This window comes from Polaribacter vadi (assembly GCF_001761365.1).
In the GTDB taxonomy this organism is placed as follows: domain Bacteria; phylum Bacteroidota; class Bacteroidia; order Flavobacteriales; family Flavobacteriaceae; genus Polaribacter; species Polaribacter vadi.
Genome location: NZ_CP017477.1, coordinates 3,738,029 through 3,758,947 on the forward strand (window position 1 = coordinate 3,738,029; position 20,919 = coordinate 3,758,947).

The window sequence follows — 20,919 nt, forward strand, 5'->3', positions numbered from 1 at the left end:
TAGATTGTTTATTTTTGCTGATAATGATTTTTTGTTCCTTGAATAAGAACGACTAAAATACAAAAATATGATACAACCCGAATGGAAAACCGCTAAAGAATACGAAGACATTACCTATAAAAAATGTAATGGAGTTGCAAGAATAGCGTTTAACAGACCTAATGTTAGAAATGCTTTTAGACCAAAAACAACCAAAGAATTGTATGATGCTTTTTATGATGCAGGAGAAGATGTAAATATTGGTGTGGTTTTATTATCTGCAGAAGGACCAAGTACAAAAGATGGCATTTACTCTTTTTGCTCTGGAGGAGATCAAAAAGCAAGAGGACATCAAGGTTATGTTGGTGATGATGGGTATCACAGATTAAATATTTTAGAGGTTCAAAGGTTAATCAGATTTATGCCAAAAGCAGTAATTGCTGTGGTTCCTGGTTGGGCAGTTGGTGGAGGACATTCTTTGCATGTTGTTTGCGATTTAACATTAGCGAGTAAAGAAAATGCAATTTTTAAACAAACAGATGCAGATGTAACTTCTTTTGATGGTGGTTATGGATCAGCTTATTTAGCAAAAATGGTTGGGCAAAAAAGAGCTAGAGAAATTTTCTTTTTAGGAAGAAATTATTCTGCACAAGAGGCTTATGAAATGGGAATGGTAAATGCTGTAATTCCTCATGAGGAATTAGAAAGCACAGCTTATGAATGGGCACAGGAAATTTTAGAGAAAAGTCCAACATCTATAAAAATGCTAAAATTCGCCATGAATTTAACAGATGATGGCATGGTTGGACAACAAGTTTTTGCTGGTGAAGCAACACGTTTGGCTTATATGACAGATGAAGCAAAAGAAGGAAGAGATGCTTTTCTTGAAAAAAGAAAACCAAACTTTCCTAAAAAGTGGATACCATAGGCGGTTGGCAGTAAATCAGTATTCAGTTGGCAGTCACAGTTGGCAGTAAAACAAAATTGTTTGCTTTTTTAATTCAGTAGAAAATAATAGTAGTTAGTAAATGAAAGTTTTTATTTATTAATTTTTAAAGAAAATATAACTAACACAAGAGTGTTTCTTCCCTTTGGGAAGATTAAGATGGGCTAATTTTATGAAATCACAAATAGTAACTTTTTTAATAAAATGTCCAGATCAAAAAGGATTGGTGGCAAAAATTACCAGTTTTTTCTACGATAAAGGATTTAATATTTTAAGTTGTCAGCAATATGTAAATGCTTTAGAGAATACTTATTTTATGCGAATTCGTTTAAATGCTGATGGAACCGAAATTTCTAAATCAGCCTTAGAAAAGGATTTCTTATCCTTAGCAAATCCATTAGAGTTTACGTGGTCTGTAAATTATGGAAATGAAACACAAAATGTAGCTATTATGGTTTCACATACAAGTCATAATTTATATGATTTGTTAGAACGCTCTAGAGAAGGTGGTTTAAACTGTTGCGTAAAAATGGTTATCAGCAATCACGATAAATTGAGGTATGTTGCAGAAATGTTTGGAATACCTTTTTATCATTTGCCAATATCTAAAGAAACAAAATTACAGCAAGAAGCACAAATTAGAGAACTTTTAGAGGCCAATCAGATTGATTTAATTATTATGGCTAGATATATGCAAGTTTTGTCATCTGGTTTTATCAATGATTATAAAGAAAGAATTATCAATATTCATCATTCTTCTTTGCCAGCTTTTCAAGGTGCAAATCCTTATGAAAGAGCGTATCAAAGAGGTGTAAAGTTAATTGGAGCTACAGCACATTATGCAACAGAAGATTTAGATAAAGGACCAATTATAGATCAGGATGTAAAGCATGTAAATCACGAAAGTACTACCAAAACTTTAAAAAGAATTGGTGCAGATACAGAAAAATTGGTTTTGGCAAGAGCTGTTAAATATCATTTAAATAATCAAATTATTGTTTCTGGAAACAGAGCAATTGTATTTCCAGAAACTGGAGAATAGAAGCCCATCTTCATCTTCCCAAAGGGAAGAAACTGCTGGGTTATCATTAGAATGGTGAAAATTTTAAAAAAGGAAAAAATAAATTAAAATAATTTCGAGAACTTCAAATTACCCAGATTGGAGTTCCTTCCCTTTGGGAAGGCTAGGATGGGCTTTGTTTTATGAAAATAATTTGTATTGGGCGCAATTACGCAAAACATATTGAGGAATTGGCAAATGAAAAACCAGAAAATCCTGTTGTTTTTTTAAAACCAGATTCTGCAATTTTACCGAGAAAAAATCCATTTTTTATTCCGCCTTTTTCTGATGATGTTCATTATGAAGTAGAGGTTTTAATAAAAATAAATAAAGTTGGTAAACATATTGATGCCAAGTTTGCGCATAAATATTATGATGAAATTGGTTTAGGAATCGATTTTACTGCAAGAGATGTACAGCAACAATGCAAAGAAAAAGGATTGCCTTGGGAAAAAGCAAAAGCTTTTGATGGTAGTGCAGTTGTTGGTGAGTTTTATCCGAAGGAAAACTTTGATTTAGATACTTTAAAGTTTCAGTTGTTTAAGAATGATGAATTAGTTCAGGATGGAAACACGAATGCAATGTTGTGGAAAACAGATGAATTAATTGCTTATGTTTCTCAATATTTCACCTTAAAAAAAGGCGATATCATTTTTACAGGAACTCCAGCAGGTGTTGGTAAAGTTGCAGAAAACGATACTTTAAAGGGAATGATTGAAGGTAAAGAAGCTTTTAATATTAGAGTAAAGTAAGGTGCAAAGACCTCACAGGTTTTAAAAAAAAACTGTGAGGTCTAACAAAATAAAACAAAAAAAGATGTTAGGATTAGTATTACTTTATTGGATTGGAAAATATTTCTACAAATTAGCAGAAGAATATGATAAAAGCAAATGGGGCTTTACAATTTTGGGAATTGTAGTTTATTATGTAGGTACTTTTCTTTTTGCAATTATTTTAATTTTTGGTGCAGAAATTTTTTCACCTGGGTATTTTGATGATGTAAATGAAAAATTAATAGACTTAATATGTTTACCTTTTGGTCTTTTATCATGTTACTTATTGTACAGTTACTTAAAAAAAACTTGGGAAAAGAATAAACCAAACCCTGATAAGTTAATTGATGAAATTGGAAAACCTTCGGACCAAATAATTTCTTAAATGTAATTATTAAGCTATATTGAGTAATCTAGTATAATAATAAATAGATTTGATAAATTTTATAATACAAATAATAGCATCTATATTTATTGGTGGTTGTTTTATATACTTAGCAAAAAGATTTAACAAAAATAAAATCTTTTATTTTTGTGTGGGTTTCTTTACTTCTCTTGCTATCCGATTTATGTATCTACTCATTTATGGCTTTATTACAGATTTTGAGATTCAACAAGATTTTCAATACAATAGAAATTTATCAATTTTATTAAGTATCATAATCCCTTATGTACTTTTCGTTTTTTTGCGAAAAAGATTAAAAAATAGAAATTCAGAGTATCAAAATATAAATGATATAGGTAAAGAATGAAAGCAGAAATTATAACTATTGGAGACGAAATTTTAATCGGACAAATTGTAGACACAAACTCACAATGGATAGGAACTGAATTAAATAAAATTGGAGTTTCTGTGTATCAGATTTCTTCTATTCAAGATGATAAGCAACATATTTTAAATGCACTAAAGGAAGCACAAGAAAGAGTAGATATTGTTATTATTACAGGAGGTTTAGGACCTACAAAAGACGATATTACAAAACACACAATTGCAGAATACTTTAATGACACCTTAGCTCTAAATGAAGAAGTTGTGCATCATATTAAAGACTTATTTGCAAAATACAATATTCCTTTTAGTGAATCAAATAGATTGCAAGGAATGGTGCCTACAAAAGCTACGTATTTAAAAAACGAATATGGTACAGCCCCAGGTATGTGGTTTTTCGAAAATAATACTGTTTTTGTTTCTTTACCTGGAGTTCCTTCAGAAATGAAAGGTTTGATGGAAAATGAAGTGTTACCCAAAATAAGAAAAGAGTTTCAATTGCCTTTTATTATCCATAAAACGTTAATCACTTATGGACAAGGAGAAAGTGTAGTTGCAGAAAGAATTGAAGACTTTGAAAATAATTTACCAAATTTTATAAAATTAGCTTATTTACCAGATTTTGGTAGTGTTCGTTTACGTTTATCAGCCAAAGGCAATCATAAAAAAATATTAGAAGATACACTTCAAGAAAAAATTGACGAACTATATCAACTAATTCCAGATATAATTTCTGGTTTTGATGATGGAGGAAAAATCGAAGACAGAATTGGCATCCTATTAAAAGAAAATGGAAAAACAGTGTCCACAGCAGAAAGTTTAACTGGAGGAAAAATTGCGGCGACTTTAGTTTCTGTGGCAGGTTCATCAACCTATTATAAAGGAAGTATTATTTCATATGCTGCAGAAACAAAAATTAATTTGTTGGGAGTTTCATCAAAAACCATCAAAAAACACTCAGTTGTTAGTAAAGAAGTAGCTGTAGAAATGGCAAAAGGAGCCAAAGAAAAATTAAAAACAAACTATGCAATTGCAGTTACAGGAAATGCTGGGCCATCAACAGACAATACAGATAAAAGTGTTGGAGTTGTGTTTATAGCAATAGCAACAGATTCAGCTGTTTTTGTAGAAGAATTTAACTTCGGAAAACCTCGAGGAAGAGTCATCGATAAAACCGTAAATAAATCTTTACAGTTATTATTGAAAGAAATATTAAAAAATTAATAAATTTGTTTTGTTCAGAATTAGATTTATTTGTAGATTTGCACCTCGTTTAGAGATAACACTAAAATAACTGTAAGAAGATGTCTAGAGTTTGTGAATTAACAGGGAAAAAAGCAATGGTTGGAAACAATGTTTCTAAAGCATTAAATAGAACAAAAAGAACATTTGACGCTAATTTAATGACCAAGCGTTTTTATATTCCAGAAGAAGATAAATGGATTACTTTAAAAGTATCTGCATCTGCTTTAAAAAACATTAATAAATTAGGAGTTTCTGCAGTAATTAAAGAAGCTAGAGCAAACGGATTTTTAACAAAATAAGTTAAAGCTCATAAAATCATATAGAGATGGCAAAAAAAGGAAACAGAGTTCAGGTAATCTTAGAATGTACAGAGCATAAAGCTTCTGGAGAAAGAGGTACTTCTAGATATATTACTACAAAGAACAAAAAGAACACTCCAGATAGAATGGAAATTAAAAAATTCAATCCTATCTTAAAGAAAATGACTGTTCACAAAGAAATTAAATAATTATATTTTCTAGAACTCAATTATTTGAGCACATAGATTTAAAACATTTATACAATGGCAAAAAAGACAGTAGCATCGTTACAAACATCTTCAAAAAGATTAAGTAAAGCAATAAAAATGGTAAAATCTCCAAAATCAGGAGCTTATACATTCGTAGAATCTATTATGGATCCTGCAAACGTAGATGCATTTTTAGCAGACAAATAAGATAAAATCTTACAAAATATACAAAACTACTTTCTAAATTTAGGAAGTAGTTTTTTTTGTGCCTTATAATTGCGTATTTTTGGGCGTTCCCTAAAGGTCGGGCTTTTCGCACTCGCTTTTTTTCTGAAAAAGAAAAAAGAGCTCAAACAAATGCTACAATCCCTAACGCAGGCAACTTTAATGACAATTTGACCAAACAAAACTATTGGCACGTTTTTTAACGTATTGATAAATAGTATAAAAAATAAAAAATGAGTTTTTTCAAAAATATATTTTCGAAAGAAAAAAAGGAAACATTAGATAAAGGTTTAGAGAAATCTAAAGAAAGTTTTTTCGGTAAATTATCAAAAGCAGTTGCAGGAAAATCTAAAGTAGATGATGATGTTTTAGATAATTTAGAAGAGGTTTTAGTAGCTTCTGATGTTGGTGTAAACACAACCTTAAAAATTATAACAAGAATCGAAGAACGAGTTGCCCAAGATAAATATGTGGGTACAGACGAATTAAACACAATTCTTCGTGAAGAAATAGCAGGACTTTTATCTGAAACTAATAAAGGGAATGAAACTGAATTTACAATTCCGACTTTACCAAAAACAAGCGAAGGTAAAAAAACACCTTATGTTTTAATGGTTGTTGGTGTAAATGGTGTTGGTAAAACAACAACTATTGGTAAGTTAGCTAGTCAGTTTAAAAAACAAGGATTAAAAGTAGTTTTAGGAGCAGCAGATACTTTTAGAGCTGCAGCAATAGATCAATTACAAGTTTGGGCAGACAGAACAGGTGTACCAATTATTCGTCAAGAAATGGGTTCTGATCCAGCTTCTGTAGCTTTTGACACGTTAACATCAGCAGTAAAACAAGATGCAGACGTTGTAATTATAGATACAGCTGGTCGTTTACATAACAAAGTAAACTTAATGAACGAGTTGACAAAAATAAAACGCGTAATGCAAAAAGTGGTCGATAATTCACCTCATGATGTTTTATTAGTTTTAGATGGTTCTACAGGACAAAATGCTTTTGAACAAGCAAAACAATTTACGTTAGCAACAGAAGTTACTTCTTTGGCAGTTACAAAATTAGATGGAACTGCAAAAGGTGGTGTTGTTATTGGTATTTCAGATCAATTTAAGATTCCAGTAAAATATATTGGAGTAGGAGAAGGTATTGACGATTTACAAGTCTTTAATAAAGTGGAGTTTGTAGATTCTTTTTTTAAATAGAATACTATCGATTATTATATTTTTAAAAAACACACTCAAATACTAAGATAAAAAAAACAAAAAATTGAAGCTTCAACTATGAGAATTAGTTGAAGTTTTTTTTTATAAAAAATTTACTTTTAGAATAGCATCGTTTTAATTTTAACTTCTTTTAAATAAATAAGGAACATTTGTATCAGAAATAGCATACATAAATAATGGTTTAAAGTGTTATCTTTGGATATCAAACTTAGAATCATGAAACAAATATTATTTATTCTCTTTTCAATATTTTTAATTTCTTCTTGTCAAAAGAAAGAAGAAAAAGAAATCGTTTATTTTAATAATTATGATGAAACTGAGCAAATAGAAAATCAGCAGAAACACGAAAAAAAGAGAATGCAATTCAAGCTTTTTCAATCTAAAATCTTAGATATGAATGAAGTTTTTAAACCATTTTATAAAGAATTGACTCAGTTTACTGAAGATAATTATGAAGATTTAAAACCTTTAATTCTAGAGCAAGATATTCCAACAATTCAAAAAAGTGTTCAAGAAGGGAAGTTAAGTTATGAAAAATTAACGCTATTTTATTTATATAGAATCAGAAAATTTGAAAGCGATTCCACTTTATCTTTAAATAGTATCATCGCTTTAAATCCAAATGTTTTAAAAGAAGCAAGAGAAAAAGATAAAAAGAAAGAAAACATTTCTGAATTTTCTATGTATGGAATGCCAGTTCTGTTAAAAGATAATATTAATACTAAAGAAATGGCAACAACAGCAGGAGCTGTTGCTTTGCAAAAAAATGAGACTGAAAGTGATGCCTTTATTGTAGAAAAATTAAGGGAAAATGGTGCTTTAATTTTAGGAAAAGTAAACTTAAGTGAGTGGGCTTATTTCTTCTGTTCTGGTTGTCCTTTAGGTTATTCTGCAATTGGTGGACAAACTTTAAATCCATATGGAAGAGCCGAATTTGAAACAGGAGGAAGTTCAGCAGGAAGTGGAGTAGCAGTGGCTGCCAATTTTGCAGTAGTTGCAGTAGGTACAGAAACTTCTGGATCTATAACTTCACCTTCAAGTCAAAATTCTGTGGTAGGTTTAAAACCAACAATTGGTGTGTTGAGTAGAAGTGGTATTGTGCCAATTTCTAGCACTTTAGATACTCCTGGACCTATGACAAAAAATGTAACAGACAATGCTATTTTTATGAATGCAATGTTAGGTTTTGACAAAGCAGATAAAGCATCAAAAAAGATAGATGAAGATTATTTTCAAAATGGATTTCCAACAGAGTTAGATGGCATAAAATTAGGTGTCTTAAGTTCTTTATTAACAGATTCTATTTATGCTTTAACTGTTGATAAATTAAGAAAAGTGGGTGCAGAAATTATTGAAATTACGCCTCCAGAAATTTCTTTTGATGGTTTTGTAACGTTGTTAAATATAGATATGAAGCACGATTTGCCAAGTTATTTAAAAAATAATGCAGAGAAATCAATCTCTATAAAAAACGTGAATGATGTTGTTGAATTTAATAATAAAGATTCTTTAATAAGAGCACCTTATGGACAGCAATTATTTGATGGAATTGTAAACGATAAAACAACATTAACAGAATTAAAGGAAATTAAAAAGAATTTAAAAGCTGAAGCTGAAAAATATCTACAAGCCTTAAAAGATGAAAGTTTAGATGCAATTTTATCGATAAATAACTATCATTCAGGAATTGCAGCAGTTTCATTTCATCCAACATTAACAGTGCCTATGGGTTATAAGAAATCTGGAGAGCCTGTAAGTTTAACTTTTATTGGAGTTCCTTTTTCTGAAAGGAAATTATTGGAAATTGGTTATGTTTTTGAACAATTAACCAGAGTTAGAAAGATGCCTAAAAACTATCAATAGAAATGGTAACAATCCTTAGAAAATGCCTATTTTTGCACTCGTTTTAAAATTGAAGAAAGTTTAAAAATATTTACTGCTAAAAGCTTATGGCTTAAAGCATAAAGTTGAAAATATGCGTACAAAAACCATCAAACAAAATAAGATTAACGTTGTAACTTTAGGGTGCTCAAAAAACATTTACGATAGTGAGGTTTTAATGGGGCAATTAAAAGCCAATGGAAAAAATGTGGTGCACGAAGATGAAAATGATGATGGAAATATTGTCGTGATTAATACTTGTGGCTTTATAGGTAAAGCAAAAGAGGAATCTATTGATACTATTTTGCATTATGCACAAAGAAAAGAAGCTGGTGAAATTGATAAAGTTTTTGTTTCTGGTTGTTTAAGTGAACGTTATAAACCAGATTTAGAAAGAGAAATTCCAAATGTAGATCAATATTTTGGGACACACGATTTACCAAATTTATTAAAAGTTTTAGAAGCAGATTATAAACACGAATTAATTGGAGAACGTTTAACAACCACTCCAAAACATTATGCATACTTAAAAATTGCAGAAGGTTGTGATAGACCTTGTTCTTTTTGCGCAATTCCTTTAATGCGTGGAAAACATAGATCTACACCCATTGAAGATATTGTTATAGAAGCAACAAAATTAGCAGAAAAAGGTATTAAAGAAATTATGCTAATTGCGCAAGATTTAACGTATTATGGTTTAGATATCTACAAAAAAAGAGCTTTAGCACAATTATTAGAAGCGTTGGCAAAAGTAGAGGGAATTGAATGGATTAGAATGCATTATGCGTTTCCAACTGGTTTCCCAATGGATGTTTTAGATGTCATGAAACGTGAGCCAAAAGTGTGTAATTACTTAGATATTCCTTTACAACATATCAATACTGAGTTGCTAAAGTCGATGAAAAGAGGAACAACACACGAAAAAACAACGGCTTTAATTCATAAATTTAGAGAAGCTGTGCCAGAAATGGCAATTAGAACCACGTTAATTGTTGGTTATCCAGGAGAAACAGAAGAAATGTTTCAAGAATTAAAAGATTGGGTAGAGGAAATGCGTTTTGAAAGATTGGGTGCTTTTGAATATTCTCATGAAGAAAATACAGGTGCCTATGTTTTAGAAGATGATGTGCCTGCAGAAGTAAAGTTTAAAAGAGTTAATGAAATTATGGAAGTTCAGTCTCAAATTTCTTGGGAATTGAATCAACAAAAAATAGGAAAAACTTTTAAATGTTTATTTGATAGAAAAGATGGCGAATATTTTTATGGACGTACAGAATCTGATTCACCAGATGTTGATAACGATGTTTTGGTAGATGCTAAAGAGCATTATATTAAAATCGGTGAATTTATAGATGTAAAAATTCACGAAGCTGGAGATTATGATTTATATGGAACTCCTGTTAAAAAACAAGAAAAGCCAGTTCCTTTGCATCAGAAAAAAAGCAAATAATTTTAAAAAAGCTATAAACAACAAATCCTCTTCAATTGAAGAGGATTTGTTGTTTAAGAAAAGACCTGACAGGTTTTAAAAACCTGTCAGGTCTAAAAAATTATTTCAATTGATCAGAATTCAAAAGAAAAACGGCATTGGCTAAAAATAACTTTCCATTTTCCCAAAAAGATCTGAATAACGGATTATCTACCATATAAATTATGCTTCCTCTTCCTTTTTGTTCTTCGCCAAATAGTAAAGAATCTGGGATGTTTTTTATAGCTTCGCTTCCTGCATAACCAGAAATATTCTTAGAATTTTTATCAAAATAAGCAACATTTATGCCATCATTTAAATAATTATAAGAAGTACCACCTAGTTTTAAAGAGAAATATTCATCTGTATAACCAAACCCTAAAGGATGTGTATTGTCTACTTTACTTTTAAAAATTGCACCTGTAATTAAGTTTTTTACACTTTCTCTTTCCTGTTCTGCATAAGGAGTTAAGTTTGGAGATTTTTCCTCTTCTTCAGCTGTTTTTTTCTTTGTTAGAGCAAAACCTTTTTTATCAGCAAAACTATTTAAAGCGCTTCCAATGGCAATTAAAGTACCTCCAGAACTTACAAAAGTCGATAATTTATCTAACGTGCTTTTGTTTAAAATACGACTGTAATATCCATTAGGTAAGATGATTACATCATATTTAGAGAAATTTACATTGCTAAAATAATCTGAATCTAAAATGGTTAAAGGATACTGTAGTTCAGTTTCAAAAAAGTGCCAGATTTCCCCAAAACTTAACGAAGAAGTTCCTTTACCAGAAAGCAAAGCTACTTTTTGTTTGTTGATTGGTTTTACAGCATACGAACCAAAATCTACACCAGTATCAGAAAAACCAGTTGAAGTTGTTGTTAATTGACGCTTATTTTTGTCAGCAATTTTGATCAAATTTTCATCAAAATCTTTATTTCTGTTATCATTTCTTAAAATGATTAAAGTTCCTCTGTCAAAAGATTTTCCGTTTGTAGAAAAAGGTTTTTCAGAAAAACGAGGGACAATATTATTTTTTAATAAATCGCCTAAAAAAGTAGCGTCTTCTAAACTATTCCATTTAGCAATGTACGCATACGCATTTTTATCAACAGAATTTATAGCATTTTTTGTTGATGATTTTGTTGAAGAACTTACTATACTTTTACTTGCAACAGCTTTAAAACCATGAGCATATGGCAAAGACCAAGCAGTAATGTCATAGGTTAAAGAGTCTGCTAATTTTGCAGAAGGCTCAAATAAAACATTCACCATTTTTCCTTTTGGTTGCTTGGTATGAATCACCAAATCACCTTGAGATGTTATGAATTTTTCATCATTTTGGTTGTTAAAGTTGTAGCCTTTTACAGATCCATTTGTAGCATATTCATAGTTGATTTCGTGTGTGTCTAATAATTTTTTAAGACGATTGGTTTTGTCTTGATTTTCATTTTTTAGCACAAAACTTTTATAAGCTACATTGTCATTATTAAAGAATTTTTTGAATTCAGTATTTAATTTCTCAGCATTTTGAGAAGCAATTTCTACAGTAGACAATCCTGTAGTTTTATGATGAATTGCTCTGTCTTTTAATGTTAAAATTTCACCTTCATTGGTGTTTATACCTAAACCAGCCATTCCATGACCTGCTTGTTCGTACGTCATTCCAATGGCGCCCATAAAAGTTGGGTAGGTGTCTCCATAACTTGGGTATAACAAATCGAAACTTTCTTTTGTAAAATATAACCAACCTTCTTTATCGAAATATTTTGCGTGATTTTTACCAATTTCAGTCTGAAAATCACGTTGCCAAGTGGTAATAATTTCATGAAAAGGTTCTGCAGCTGGCGCAAAATAATAAGGATTATTAATATACTGTTCATGGAAATCTACATGAATATGTGGCATCCATTTATTGTAAATTTTAATTCTTTGTTGGCTTTCTAATTGAGTTGCCCAAGCCCAATCTCTATTCAAATCGAATAAATAATGGTTTGGTCTTCCTCCAGGCCAAGGTTCATTGTGCTCTTTTGCGTCTTGAGTAACATCAAAAGGTGTACTTTTTACTTGATTGTACCAATTTACATATCTGTCTCTCCCATCAGGATTTATACAAGGATCTATAATTACAAGGGTGTTTTCTAACCACGCTTTTTTGGTGGTTACTAAATCGTAAAGTGTTAACATGGATGCTTCTGTGCTAGAGGCTTCATTTCCATGCACATTATAACTCAACCAAACAATCGCTTTTTTTCCTGGATTACCAGTTTCAGTTCCTGTTTGAGAAAGATTTCCCTTTCTAATATCTTCTAAATTATTGATGTTTTCTTGTGATGAAATATAGGAAACATATAAAGGTCTGTTTTCATTAGTTTCGCCATATTTTTCTAGTTGTACGTTTGATAAAGTATTGCTAACGTATTTAAAATAATCGACAACTTTATGATGTCTTGTAAATCGAGAACCAATTTCGTAACCCAAAAACTCTGATGGAGATTGAATTGTTTGCGAAAAAACAGATCCGATTGTTAAATAAGAAAGAAGTAAAATAGCTTTAAATTTCATAAAAAAGTTGTTTGATAATCATCAAAAATAAGCAATAAATTTTATTCTTTGGGAAGAGAATTAAAGTAACAAGTTAAAAATATGTTAGATTGATTTACATTTTTTAAGTTCGCATAAAATAGTTGTATTTTTATCGAAAATTAAACAAACTACATGAACGCTAATTCAGATTCAGATTGTTGTAAAAAAAGTGTTATTAATTTATGAAAATAACACAAATAACATTCAAAAAAACAGGATTTTTCTCTAAAACAATGATAGATTATTTAGAGAAAAATGAACATATAACTTCATTTTATCACAATTTTCCGGACATTAATGGTTTTCATAATCAGATTGAAGAAAAGAAAAACTCTTTTCGTTTACAATCGAGACTTGTTTTGGTTGATGCATTAAAAAATCAATATAAAAGTTTTGATACATCAACAAAAACGGACCAAAATATAGACCTTTTAAAACAACAAAATACATTTACTGTTACCACTGGTCATCAACTAAATTTATTTACTGGCCCTTTATATTTTTTGTATAAAATTATTTCTACGATTAATTTAGCTGAAGAATTATCGGAAAAATTTCCAGAAGAAAATTTTGTGCCAATTTATTGGATGGCAACTGAAGATCATGATTTTGATGAGATTAATTATTTTAATTTTGATGGCAAAAAAGTAAGTTGGAACAGAAAAGATGGTGGAGCAGTTGGTAGATTTTCAACAGAAGGTTTGGACGATGTTTTTGAGGTTTTTTCGGATCATTTAGGGAATTCTAAAAATGCAGATTATTTAAAAAATCTTTTTTCTCAAGGATATTTAAAACACAATAATTTAGCAGATGCCACACGTTTTATTGCCAACGAATTGTTTAAAGAATATGGTTTGGTAATTGTTGATGGTGATGATAAAAATTTAAAACAATTATTTACCCCTTTTGTAAAAGACGAATTAGAAAACGAAACTTCTTTTGCAGTAGTATCAAAAACAATTGCAGAACTTGAAAAAAACTATCCAATTCAAGTAAATCCAAGAGAAATTAATTTGTTTTATTTGGGTGATGACTTTAGAGAACGCATTGTTTTTGAAGATAATTTATATAAAGTAAACAATACAGCAATTACGTTTACAAAAGCGAAAATTTTAAAAGAAGTAGATAAAAATCCGCTAGCTTTTTCTCCAAACGTTATTATGAGACCTTTGTTTCAAGAAGTTATTTTACCAAACCTTTGTTATATTGGAGGAGGAGGAGAAATGGCTTATTGGTTGGAGTTAAAAGATTATTTTGAACATGTAAAAGTTCCTTTTCCTATTTTATTATTAAGAAATTCTGTGCAAATAATTTCAGAAAAACAAGCTGGGAAATTAGAAAAACTAACTATTTCTAATGAAGAAATTTTCTTAAATCAGTTTGAATTATTATCACAAAAAGTAATTGCAAATTCTGATTTGGAAATTAGTTTTAAAGATAAAAAGCAATTTTTACAACAACAATTTGCGGAGTTAAAAGAAGTTGCTAAAAAAACAGATGTTACTTTCATCAATGCTGTAAACGCACAAGAAAGAAAACAAATAAAAGGTTTAGAGAATCTTGAAAAACGTTTGTTAAAAGCTGAAAAGAAAAGGCAAAAAGATTTAGTAGATAGAATTACAATCATTCAAAATGAACTGTTGCCAAATGAATCTCTAGAAGAGCGTCAACGAAATTTCTCTGAGTTTTATTTAGCATATGGAAATAGTTTTATCATCAATTTAAAAGAAGCTTTAAAACCATTGGAGTTGGAATTTACTATTTTGGAATTGTAGATTTTAAATTTTTAGAAATGTCTCCTCAAGCACAGTCGAGAGCTCATTTTATAATTTTCGACTGCGCTTAAACTCACACAACTTATAATGAAAGAAAAAGGACTTCACCCAAAAAATAAGTTTGATAAAGGATACAATTTTGATGAATTAATTAAAGTAAATCCGAAGTTAAAGCCATTTGTTGCAACGAATAAATACGATTCAGTTACAATTGACTTTTCGAATCCTGAAGCCGTAAAAGAACTCAATAAAGCATTGTTGTTTACTTATGATGCAATTTCGGTTTGGGATTTTCCTGACGCTAATTTATGTCCTCCAATTCCTGGAAGGTTAGATTATATTCATCATTTAAATGATTTAATTTCATCCGAAGAAAATATAAAAATTTTGGATATTGGTACAGGAGCAACGTGTATTTATCCACTTTTAGGAGTTGCAGAATACCATTGGGATTTTGTGGCAACAGACATCGATTTAGATTCTTTAGATACTGCTCAAGATATAATTTACGATAATAAACTGGAGTCTAAAATAGAATTACGACAACAATTAGATGAACAACAAATTTTAAAAGGAATTTTAAAGGATGAAGATTCATTTTCGGCGACTATTTGCAATCCGCCTTTTTACAAATCTGCTGAAGAAGCGCAAGGAGCAAACAAACGTAAAAACAGAAATTTAGGAAATAATGCTGTGAGAAATTTCTCTGGAAACAACAACGAACTTTGGTATGTTGGAGGAGAGAAGGCTTTTTTACACAATTATTTGTACGAAAGTTCTTTATTTAAAGAAAAAAGTAACTGGTTTACAAGCTTAGTTTCTAAAAAGGAAAACGTAGAAAGTTTAGAGAAATCGTCTAAAAAATTAGGTGTAAAGGAGTTTAAAGTTATTCCAATGAGTCAAGGAAACAAAGTTACTAGAATTGTTTGTTGGAGATTTTAGTTAGCAGTTTTATGTGTTCAGATATTAGCTTTCATTTGACTGAATTATGAGCTTAAAAACTGTAGAATTTGTGTTTTTTTCTTAATTAAAAACAACATCGTTTATTTTATACTTTTTGCAGATAAAATGCAAGATAGTATAAACCAACATGTGCACAAAAACCAAGCAAATAAAAGCATATAAAGGAACACCAAAAATTTGATAAGGCCAATAATAAGTCCAAACGCCTAAATAAATAGTAACTATTTCACCAAAAGCTGGTAGAATAAGTGCTAAAATAATGGCTAAAATAATTTTATTTTTTTGTGATTGATGTTGTAAAAGAGGAATCAATTTTCCTTCTAATTTATACAAATAATGGAAAGCCAGCATCCAAGCAAAAGGAACCCAGAAAGGAATAGCTCTGTTTACTTGATGATATTCCCAATAACCGTTTGCAACTCCCCAAGTTTCACCAACAATGCCACCAAAACCAGTTAAAAGCATACCCACTATCAGAAGATAATTTTTATTAGTTTTAGGTTTTAGAATGTCTTTATAAATATTATGAATTATTTTTAGGATTAAAATTCCTGCAATTATAGCATCATATTTTTTTAAAACGCCTATTAAAACTCCAGCAATAATCAATTTTATAACTGCTTTTGTAATTTCTGTAAAGAATTTTTTCTTGTTGAGAATCAATTTTTATGGTTTCTTTTTGGCAAAAATAAGACTCTGAAATTTGTTATCCATTTTATTTTTTAAAAAAACTAAATCAGTTAAAGATTATTTTATATGGTTTCATCAAAATCATTTTTGAAACTTAAATTTGTTTAGAAGATTTAAAGCTATGAATAAGAAACTATACATTAAAATTGCACTTATACTATTAACAATTATAATTCTTTACAAAGTTGCAGATATTTACGGAACACGTAAAATTGACGCATTTTTAAAATCTAAAGACATTGCTTACAAAGATGTTTCCGTAAATTTTCTTTTAGGTAATTTATCTTTAAAAGATGTAAAATATCAAAAAGATAGTTTGCATTTTAAAGCAGATAAAATTGCTTTAGATGGATTTTCATACATTAATTATCTCCAAAATGAGGAATTTATATTTTCTGATTTAGAAACTGATGATTTAAAAATATCTGGAAATTTTTTACATCAATCTAAAAAAATAGATACAATTAAAAATGAAGAAAATACGAAGGCTAAAAAATTACCAAAAATTAAAATACAGGAAATCGATTTAAATGATATCGAAATTGATGTTTTAAAAAGTGATAAATTTCCTTTAACTGTAAAAAATATCGCTATTGAAATTGATGATTTTGAGTTAGATACTATTTTAAAGAATTCAATTCCTTTTAAATACTCAGATATTAAAACTTCTATAGTTGGTTTTGAATCTCAATTTTCTGAAGTTCAGAAAGTAAAGTTTAAAAAACTAAATTTTGAAACTGATCAAATAATGGTAGATAGTTTAGAAATTGTTCCTCTAAAATCAAAAGATGAATATATTTATCATCTTAAACAAAAAACAGAAGAAGAATTATTAACATTAGTTGCTAAAGAAATTAAGGTTGATAACATTCAACTTACTCAAAAAGACAGCATGAGTTTTTCTATAGATAACATTTTATTTGATGATGTTTTCTTTAATTTATATTTGGATGCTACTCATTTACAGGAAAGAACCAGAATTAAAAGTTTATACAGTAAAAGTTTAAGGGAGTTACCTTTTAATATTGATGTAAAAAAAATTGATATTATAAACTCAGAGATTGTTTATGAAGAATATACTAAAAAAGGTAATGATGCTGGTATTTTGGTATTTGATGATTTGAAAGCCCAAATTCAAAATATTAATAATAACGAAAGTAAAGTAGAAAAATTAACAACGGTTAATATTCAATCTAAATTTATGGAAACGTCTCCTTTAGATATTACTTGGACGTTTGATATCAATAATAAAAACGATGATTTTAGAATATTTGGAAGTTTAATGAATGTGAGTTCTAAAAATATGAGTGCGTTTATTAAACCTACTACAAATGTAAAAATTGAAGGGCAAATTCATAAAATGTATTTTGATTTTGAAGGAAATAATAATGTTTCTAATGGAAAAATGGAAATGGATTTCAAAAATTTTGATATTCAAGTTTTAGATGATGAAAAAAAGAAGAAAACAATTATAAGTTGGGTGGTTAATCTATTTGTTAAAGATTCTTCAAAAAATGGAATGGTAAAAGTAGATGTTAAAGAAATAGAGAGAAACAAAGCAAAATCTTTTTGGAATTATTTATGGATAAGTATTGAAAAAGGTTTGCAAAAATCGCTTTTATAGTTTTTAAAGAAAAAAAGAAAGCCGAAGTTTTAAACTTCGGCTTTCTTTTTTTATGAATTATTGATTCTTATAAATTAGGAATCACTAATTCTTGACCTGGATGAATTACATCTGGATTTTTTAAAATATTTCCATTTGCTTTAAAAATAGCGGTATATTTTGAAGGATTTCCATAATATTGTTTTGCTATTTTTCCTAAAGTTTCTCCTTTTTCTACTGTATGATATGCAAAAACTGAAGTATCTTCTACTTTAATGTCTGCAACTAAATCAGTTGGGTTTTCACCACCAACTCTTTTTATTTCATCCCAAAGAAGGTTTTTTTCATATTGAGTTTTGGCAGTTCCATTAATTTTTAATTTACCACCTTCTTCTTTTACATCACCATTTTGGATGTTTAACTTTTCTCCTAAATCTAATACACTTTGATATTTTGCTTTCATATTTATTTTGATTTTACTATTTGTTATCTTACTGTTCTTTCTTCGTCAATATAATACCCCTGTTTTGTTAAATCTCCATCAACTGCTCCAGCTAATTTAGCTTTTCTTCTTTCTAAATAAATTTCCTCATAATCTTGCGTGTAATGAGGTGATGTAACTACGTTTAAATCGAATTTAACAGTGGTAAATACGTCTTTTTCTGTGTTAGCAAGAATGGTTACAAAAAACTCTACATAACCAATATTTTTTGCACTATCATAATCTAAAACTATAAAGCCAAAATCGTCTTTACCAATAGAACCAGTTGGAAAATCTAACTCTATACAACCACAAGAAGCTTGTACATCGTAAATAATTAAAGGCTCATTACCTCTGTTATATATTTTAAATTCGGCTGTTAGTTCTGAGCCACGTAAAATAGGATAATAGTGTCTTTCAGGATCAATAATCTCCATTTTTGTTTTTCTTGCACTTTCTAAATCTGGCTTTCTAAAGCAAGAAGTTGTGATCAAAACCAAGGAGAATAATATTAAAATTTTTTTCATTTTTGTAAATTTAATTTTTTATTAATTAAATATAATTTCATCACAAGCTAAAGCGTTTTTACCAGCAATTATAGGTTTTATAACTTTAATTATAAATGAATCAGAAAGTTGTTTATTATCGAATTCCGAGGGTAAATCTATAGAAACTTCTTTAGTATCTAATATTGTTGTATCTGTTTTTAGTTTTATTCTCTTAATTATTTTAAAATCTGCATCCAATATTTCTATAGAACTTGGATAATAAATTTTGTGTTTAATATCTTGTAAAAAGGAAAACGTAATTTTTTTAGATTTAGAAATATCTTCTTTTTTAATTTTTAAAACTAAATTATCAATAGAACTAATATGCCAGTTTGTGTTGTAATCTTTAAGGCCAAAAGCACCATCATTTAAAATTTTGGTATTTTGGTAATCTTCATCTAATTTAGAGATTACCTCAAAATCCTTTTTGTAAAAATAATGTTTTCTTTTGTGATATTTAAAAATAGTTTTTCGCCAGCTATTGATATAGTCATCAATTTTATAGTTTCTTTCATTGTAGGTTTTAAGAGTAGCAGCTTTGCTGTAAGCAGATAGATGATCTAATAACACAGCAGCTTCATTTTTTACGATAATTTCGTTATCCTCATTTAAGGTTCCAAAACCATAAGAACCAAAACCATAATCTCGCATAATTTCTAATTTTAGAAATGTAAGACCTGTAGCTATTTTTAAATAATCTTTGTCAAATTTATTTTGTTGCGTATGTGTATCAAATTCATTATAAAATTCAAAAAATACTTTTGGATCTAAATATTTTTTTACTGTTTTATTGATGCCACTATAAATGCTTAATTCTTTTTTATTGGTATAAAATGAATTTTCTATAAATGTGTAATAATTAGTTAATACATCTGCTAGTTTTGTTGAAAATCGTGTATGGAAATAGTCATTTATTTCTTGATCTACATTGATGTTAGGGTTCCATAAAAGTTTTGCAAATAACGTTGCTTTTAACTCTTGAAAAGTGCTATAATCATATTCACTTCCATGTAAAAAAACGCCATTTACACCTAATTTATTGTAAAGTTTTAAGTTTTGTTGCGTAACTTTAATAATTGGATAAATATCAAAATAGTTATCAAAATTCACAGTATAATCCCAAATATAAACGTTGTTTACATATTTGCGCCATTTTACAATATCTTCTTGAAACTCTTTAAAATATTTAGAATTTTCGATGGCAATTCCTTTTTGAATATCAATAGTGCTATAAAAAATACCAGTATTACTTTCTGCTTTAAATCTTGGAATATTTTTAACGGTGATATAAGCTGCTGTAAAAAAAGATAAATTTCTATTGTCTTTAGCAAGCTTATTTAGAAACGTAAAAACAGCTGGTGCTGCATCTGTATTGGTGTTTCCTGCAGCTTTACAGGTGCCACAAGTACAAACAATATCATTATCATTTGGTAAAATCATGTACTTGTTAAGAGCATGATCACTGTTATATGTAAGTTTTACTTTTTCATTTACATGTTTAAATAAACTATCACTTGTAAAACAATATTGGTCTTTAACTCTTTTGTTACCAACTTTGGCATAAATAGATTCTGGAACATCAATATCTTTAACAACTTTATTTAAGTTATGTCCCCAAATACCCCATTCTAATTCTAAAAAATTGGTCTTATTCCAAGCTCTAAAATTTGAATCAAAGTTAGATGAATAATATGGTTCTCTATATTCAAAAATAGGAGATGAGCACTCACTAAATTGTTCAGGAATTTCTATAGTATCTGCAATTGAATATTCTTCAATATTTCCTTTTATAGCTTCGAAATTAAGATTTGTGTAACGTTTAAAAAAATCTTCGATAGCGTACTCTAAATTTTGAGAGGTAGTTCCTTGAATTGTTATATTTTGATCTTTTTTATAGATACAAAAATCTTCTTTTTGAGTTGGGTTAACTCGTAAAAGAATGTAATTATAGTTTTTATTTAAACTATTGCTTCTTTCAATATGTAAAGTTTCTCCTGTAACAATTTTAAAATTACTATTAAATTTATTGGCAGCATTCGTTACTAAAATATCCGCACTTAATGGAATACTTATTTTTGGAGCTATTTTATTTTTTTTTGAGAACAAAGTCACTTTATTTTGAGCACAAGAAGTTAGGCTGAAAAAAAATATAATTAGATAAATGTTTTTTTTAAACATAATGATAAGGGAATTAT

General features: G+C 28.9%; 19 protein-coding genes. 14 read left to right on the forward strand and 5 right to left on the reverse strand.

Going from position 1 to position 20,919, the window contains the following annotated elements; translation table 11 throughout:
• Positions 1-67: 67 nt before the first annotated feature.
• From LPB03_RS16160 to rimO, 11 genes are all read left to right on the forward strand, one after another.
• Positions 68-907 (forward strand): 1,4-dihydroxy-2-naphthoyl-CoA synthase, encoded by an 840-nt coding sequence (locus tag LPB03_RS16160; protein ID WP_065320668.1) that lies wholly within the window; start codon positions 68-70, stop codon positions 905-907.
• A gap of 190 nt (positions 908-1,097) precedes the next feature.
• Positions 1,098-1,967: a formyltetrahydrofolate deformylase gene (purU, locus tag LPB03_RS16165; RefSeq protein WP_065320669.1), complete on the forward strand. Its 870-nt coding sequence runs from the start codon at positions 1,098-1,100 to the stop codon at positions 1,965-1,967.
• Between the two features lie 161 nt (positions 1,968-2,128).
• Positions 2,129-2,737 carry a fumarylacetoacetate hydrolase family protein gene (locus LPB03_RS16170; protein ID WP_065320670.1) on the forward strand — a complete coding sequence of 203 codons (609 nt, stop codon included), beginning with the start codon at positions 2,129-2,131 and terminating at the stop codon, positions 2,735-2,737.
• A 64-nt stretch (positions 2,738-2,801) separates the two neighbouring features.
• Positions 2,802-3,143 (forward strand): hypothetical protein, encoded by a 342-nt coding sequence (locus tag LPB03_RS16175; protein ID WP_065320671.1) that lies wholly within the window; start codon positions 2,802-2,804, stop codon positions 3,141-3,143.
• 363 nt (positions 3,144-3,506) lie between these two features.
• Positions 3,507-4,751, forward strand: a complete 1,245-nt coding sequence (locus LPB03_RS16185; RefSeq protein ID WP_065320673.1) for a competence/damage-inducible protein A — start codon at positions 3,507-3,509, stop codon at positions 4,749-4,751.
• 80 nt (positions 4,752-4,831) lie between these two features.
• Positions 4,832-5,071, forward strand: a complete 240-nt coding sequence (gene rpmB, locus LPB03_RS16190; RefSeq protein ID WP_026775117.1) for a 50S ribosomal protein L28 — start codon at positions 4,832-4,834, stop codon at positions 5,069-5,071.
• A gap of 26 nt (positions 5,072-5,097) precedes the next feature.
• Entirely contained in the window at positions 5,098-5,280 is a 183-nt protein-coding gene (rpmG, locus tag LPB03_RS16195) for a 50S ribosomal protein L33 (RefSeq protein ID WP_026775116.1), read from the forward strand.
• 54 nt (positions 5,281-5,334) lie between these two features.
• Entirely contained in the window at positions 5,335-5,487 is a 153-nt protein-coding gene (locus LPB03_RS16200) for a DUF4295 domain-containing protein (protein ID WP_065320674.1), read from the forward strand.
• Positions 5,488-5,738: 251 nt separating this feature from the next.
• Positions 5,739-6,713, forward strand: coding sequence for a signal recognition particle-docking protein FtsY (gene ftsY / locus LPB03_RS16205; protein WP_065320675.1), 975 nt, complete (start codon positions 5,739-5,741; stop codon positions 6,711-6,713).
• Positions 6,714-6,950: 237 nt separating this feature from the next.
• Positions 6,951-8,597 carry an amidase family protein gene (locus tag LPB03_RS16210; protein WP_065320676.1) on the forward strand — a complete coding sequence of 549 codons (1,647 nt, stop codon included), beginning with the start codon at positions 6,951-6,953 and terminating at the stop codon, positions 8,595-8,597.
• Positions 8,598-8,709: 112 nt separating this feature from the next.
• The gene (gene rimO / locus LPB03_RS16215) at positions 8,710-10,065 is read left to right on the forward strand and encodes a 30S ribosomal protein S12 methylthiotransferase RimO (protein WP_065320677.1); all 1,356 of its coding nucleotides are present in this window, start codon (positions 8,710-8,712) and stop codon (positions 10,063-10,065) included.
• 100 nt (positions 10,066-10,165) lie between these two features.
• Here the strand turns inward: rimO and LPB03_RS16220 are convergent, their stop codons facing one another.
• Complete coding sequence (locus LPB03_RS16220) at positions 10,166-12,643, reverse strand: M14 family metallopeptidase (RefSeq protein WP_065320678.1); 2,478 nt, start codon at positions 12,641-12,643, stop codon at positions 10,166-10,168.
• 203 nt (positions 12,644-12,846) lie between these two features.
• On the opposite strand from LPB03_RS16220, the gene bshC reads away from it, so the two are divergent.
• The gene (gene bshC, locus LPB03_RS16225) at positions 12,847-14,439 is read left to right on the forward strand and encodes a bacillithiol biosynthesis cysteine-adding enzyme BshC (protein WP_065320679.1); all 1,593 of its coding nucleotides are present in this window, start codon (positions 12,847-12,849) and stop codon (positions 14,437-14,439) included.
• 87 nt (positions 14,440-14,526) lie between these two features.
• Entirely contained in the window at positions 14,527-15,381 is an 855-nt protein-coding gene (rlmF, locus tag LPB03_RS16230) for a 23S rRNA (adenine(1618)-N(6))-methyltransferase RlmF (RefSeq protein WP_065320680.1), read from the forward strand.
• An 81-nt stretch (positions 15,382-15,462) separates the two neighbouring features.
• On the opposite strand, the gene LPB03_RS16235 is transcribed toward rlmF, so the two are convergent.
• A complete protein-coding gene (locus tag LPB03_RS16235; protein WP_065320681.1) occupies positions 15,463-16,065 on the reverse strand; it encodes a hypothetical protein in 603 nt (200 codons plus the stop codon).
• A gap of 148 nt (positions 16,066-16,213) precedes the next feature.
• On the opposite strand from LPB03_RS16235, the gene LPB03_RS16240 reads away from it, so the two are divergent.
• Positions 16,214-17,716, forward strand: coding sequence for a hypothetical protein (locus LPB03_RS16240; protein WP_065320682.1), 1,503 nt, complete (start codon positions 16,214-16,216; stop codon positions 17,714-17,716).
• 67 nt (positions 17,717-17,783) lie between these two features.
• Here LPB03_RS16240 and LPB03_RS16245 read toward each other — a convergent pair whose 3' ends face one another.
• The 3 genes from LPB03_RS16245 to LPB03_RS16255 are packed head-to-tail and all read right to left on the reverse strand — an operon-like array spanning position 17,784 to position 20,830.
• Positions 17,784-18,158, reverse strand: coding sequence for a LysM peptidoglycan-binding domain-containing protein (locus LPB03_RS16245; protein ID WP_065320683.1), 375 nt, complete (start codon positions 18,156-18,158; stop codon positions 17,784-17,786).
• 23 nt (positions 18,159-18,181) lie between these two features.
• Entirely contained in the window at positions 18,182-18,703 is a 522-nt protein-coding gene (locus LPB03_RS16250) for a DUF1573 domain-containing protein (RefSeq protein WP_083187378.1), read from the reverse strand.
• Between the two features lie 21 nt (positions 18,704-18,724).
• Positions 18,725-20,830, reverse strand: a complete 2,106-nt coding sequence (locus LPB03_RS16255; protein WP_170324243.1) for a glycoside hydrolase family 20 protein — start codon at positions 20,828-20,830, stop codon at positions 18,725-18,727.
• Positions 20,831-20,919: the final 89 nt, after the last annotated feature.

Bases quoted from the DNA above. Each gene is read 5' to 3' on its own strand.
- LPB03_RS16175 (WP_065320671.1), top strand. From the start codon at position 2,802: ATGTTAGGATTAGTATTACTTTATTGGATTGGAAAATATTTCTACAAA.
- bshC (WP_065320679.1), top strand. From the start codon at position 12,847: ATGAAAATAACACAAATAACATTCAAAAAAACAGGATTTTTCTCTAAA.
- LPB03_RS16250 (WP_083187378.1), bottom strand. From the start codon at position 18,703: ATGAAAAAAATTTTAATATTATTCTCCTTGGTTTTGATCACAACTTCT.
- LPB03_RS16210 (WP_065320676.1), top strand. From the start codon at position 6,951: ATGAAACAAATATTATTTATTCTCTTTTCAATATTTTTAATTTCTTCT.
- LPB03_RS16160 (WP_065320668.1), top strand. From the start codon at position 68: ATGATACAACCCGAATGGAAAACCGCTAAAGAATACGAAGACATTACC.
- rlmF (WP_065320680.1), top strand. From the start codon at position 14,527: ATGAAAGAAAAAGGACTTCACCCAAAAAATAAGTTTGATAAAGGATAC.
- LPB03_RS16185 (WP_065320673.1), top strand. From the start codon at position 3,507: ATGAAAGCAGAAATTATAACTATTGGAGACGAAATTTTAATCGGACAA.
- rpmB (WP_026775117.1), top strand. From the start codon at position 4,832: ATGTCTAGAGTTTGTGAATTAACAGGGAAAAAAGCAATGGTTGGAAAC.
- LPB03_RS16245 (WP_065320683.1), bottom strand. From the start codon at position 18,158: ATGAAAGCAAAATATCAAAGTGTATTAGATTTAGGAGAAAAGTTAAAC.
- LPB03_RS16200 (WP_065320674.1), top strand. From the start codon at position 5,335: ATGGCAAAAAAGACAGTAGCATCGTTACAAACATCTTCAAAAAGATTA.
- LPB03_RS16240 (WP_065320682.1), top strand. From the start codon at position 16,214: ATGAATAAGAAACTATACATTAAAATTGCACTTATACTATTAACAATT.
- rimO (WP_065320677.1), top strand. From the start codon at position 8,710: ATGCGTACAAAAACCATCAAACAAAATAAGATTAACGTTGTAACTTTA.
- rpmG (WP_026775116.1), top strand. From the start codon at position 5,098: ATGGCAAAAAAAGGAAACAGAGTTCAGGTAATCTTAGAATGTACAGAG.
- LPB03_RS16170 (WP_065320670.1), top strand. From the start codon at position 2,129: ATGAAAATAATTTGTATTGGGCGCAATTACGCAAAACATATTGAGGAA.
- purU (WP_065320669.1), top strand. From the start codon at position 1,098: ATGAAATCACAAATAGTAACTTTTTTAATAAAATGTCCAGATCAAAAA.
- ftsY (WP_065320675.1), top strand. From the start codon at position 5,739: ATGAGTTTTTTCAAAAATATATTTTCGAAAGAAAAAAAGGAAACATTA.
- LPB03_RS16220 (WP_065320678.1), bottom strand. From the start codon at position 12,643: ATGAAATTTAAAGCTATTTTACTTCTTTCTTATTTAACAATCGGATCT.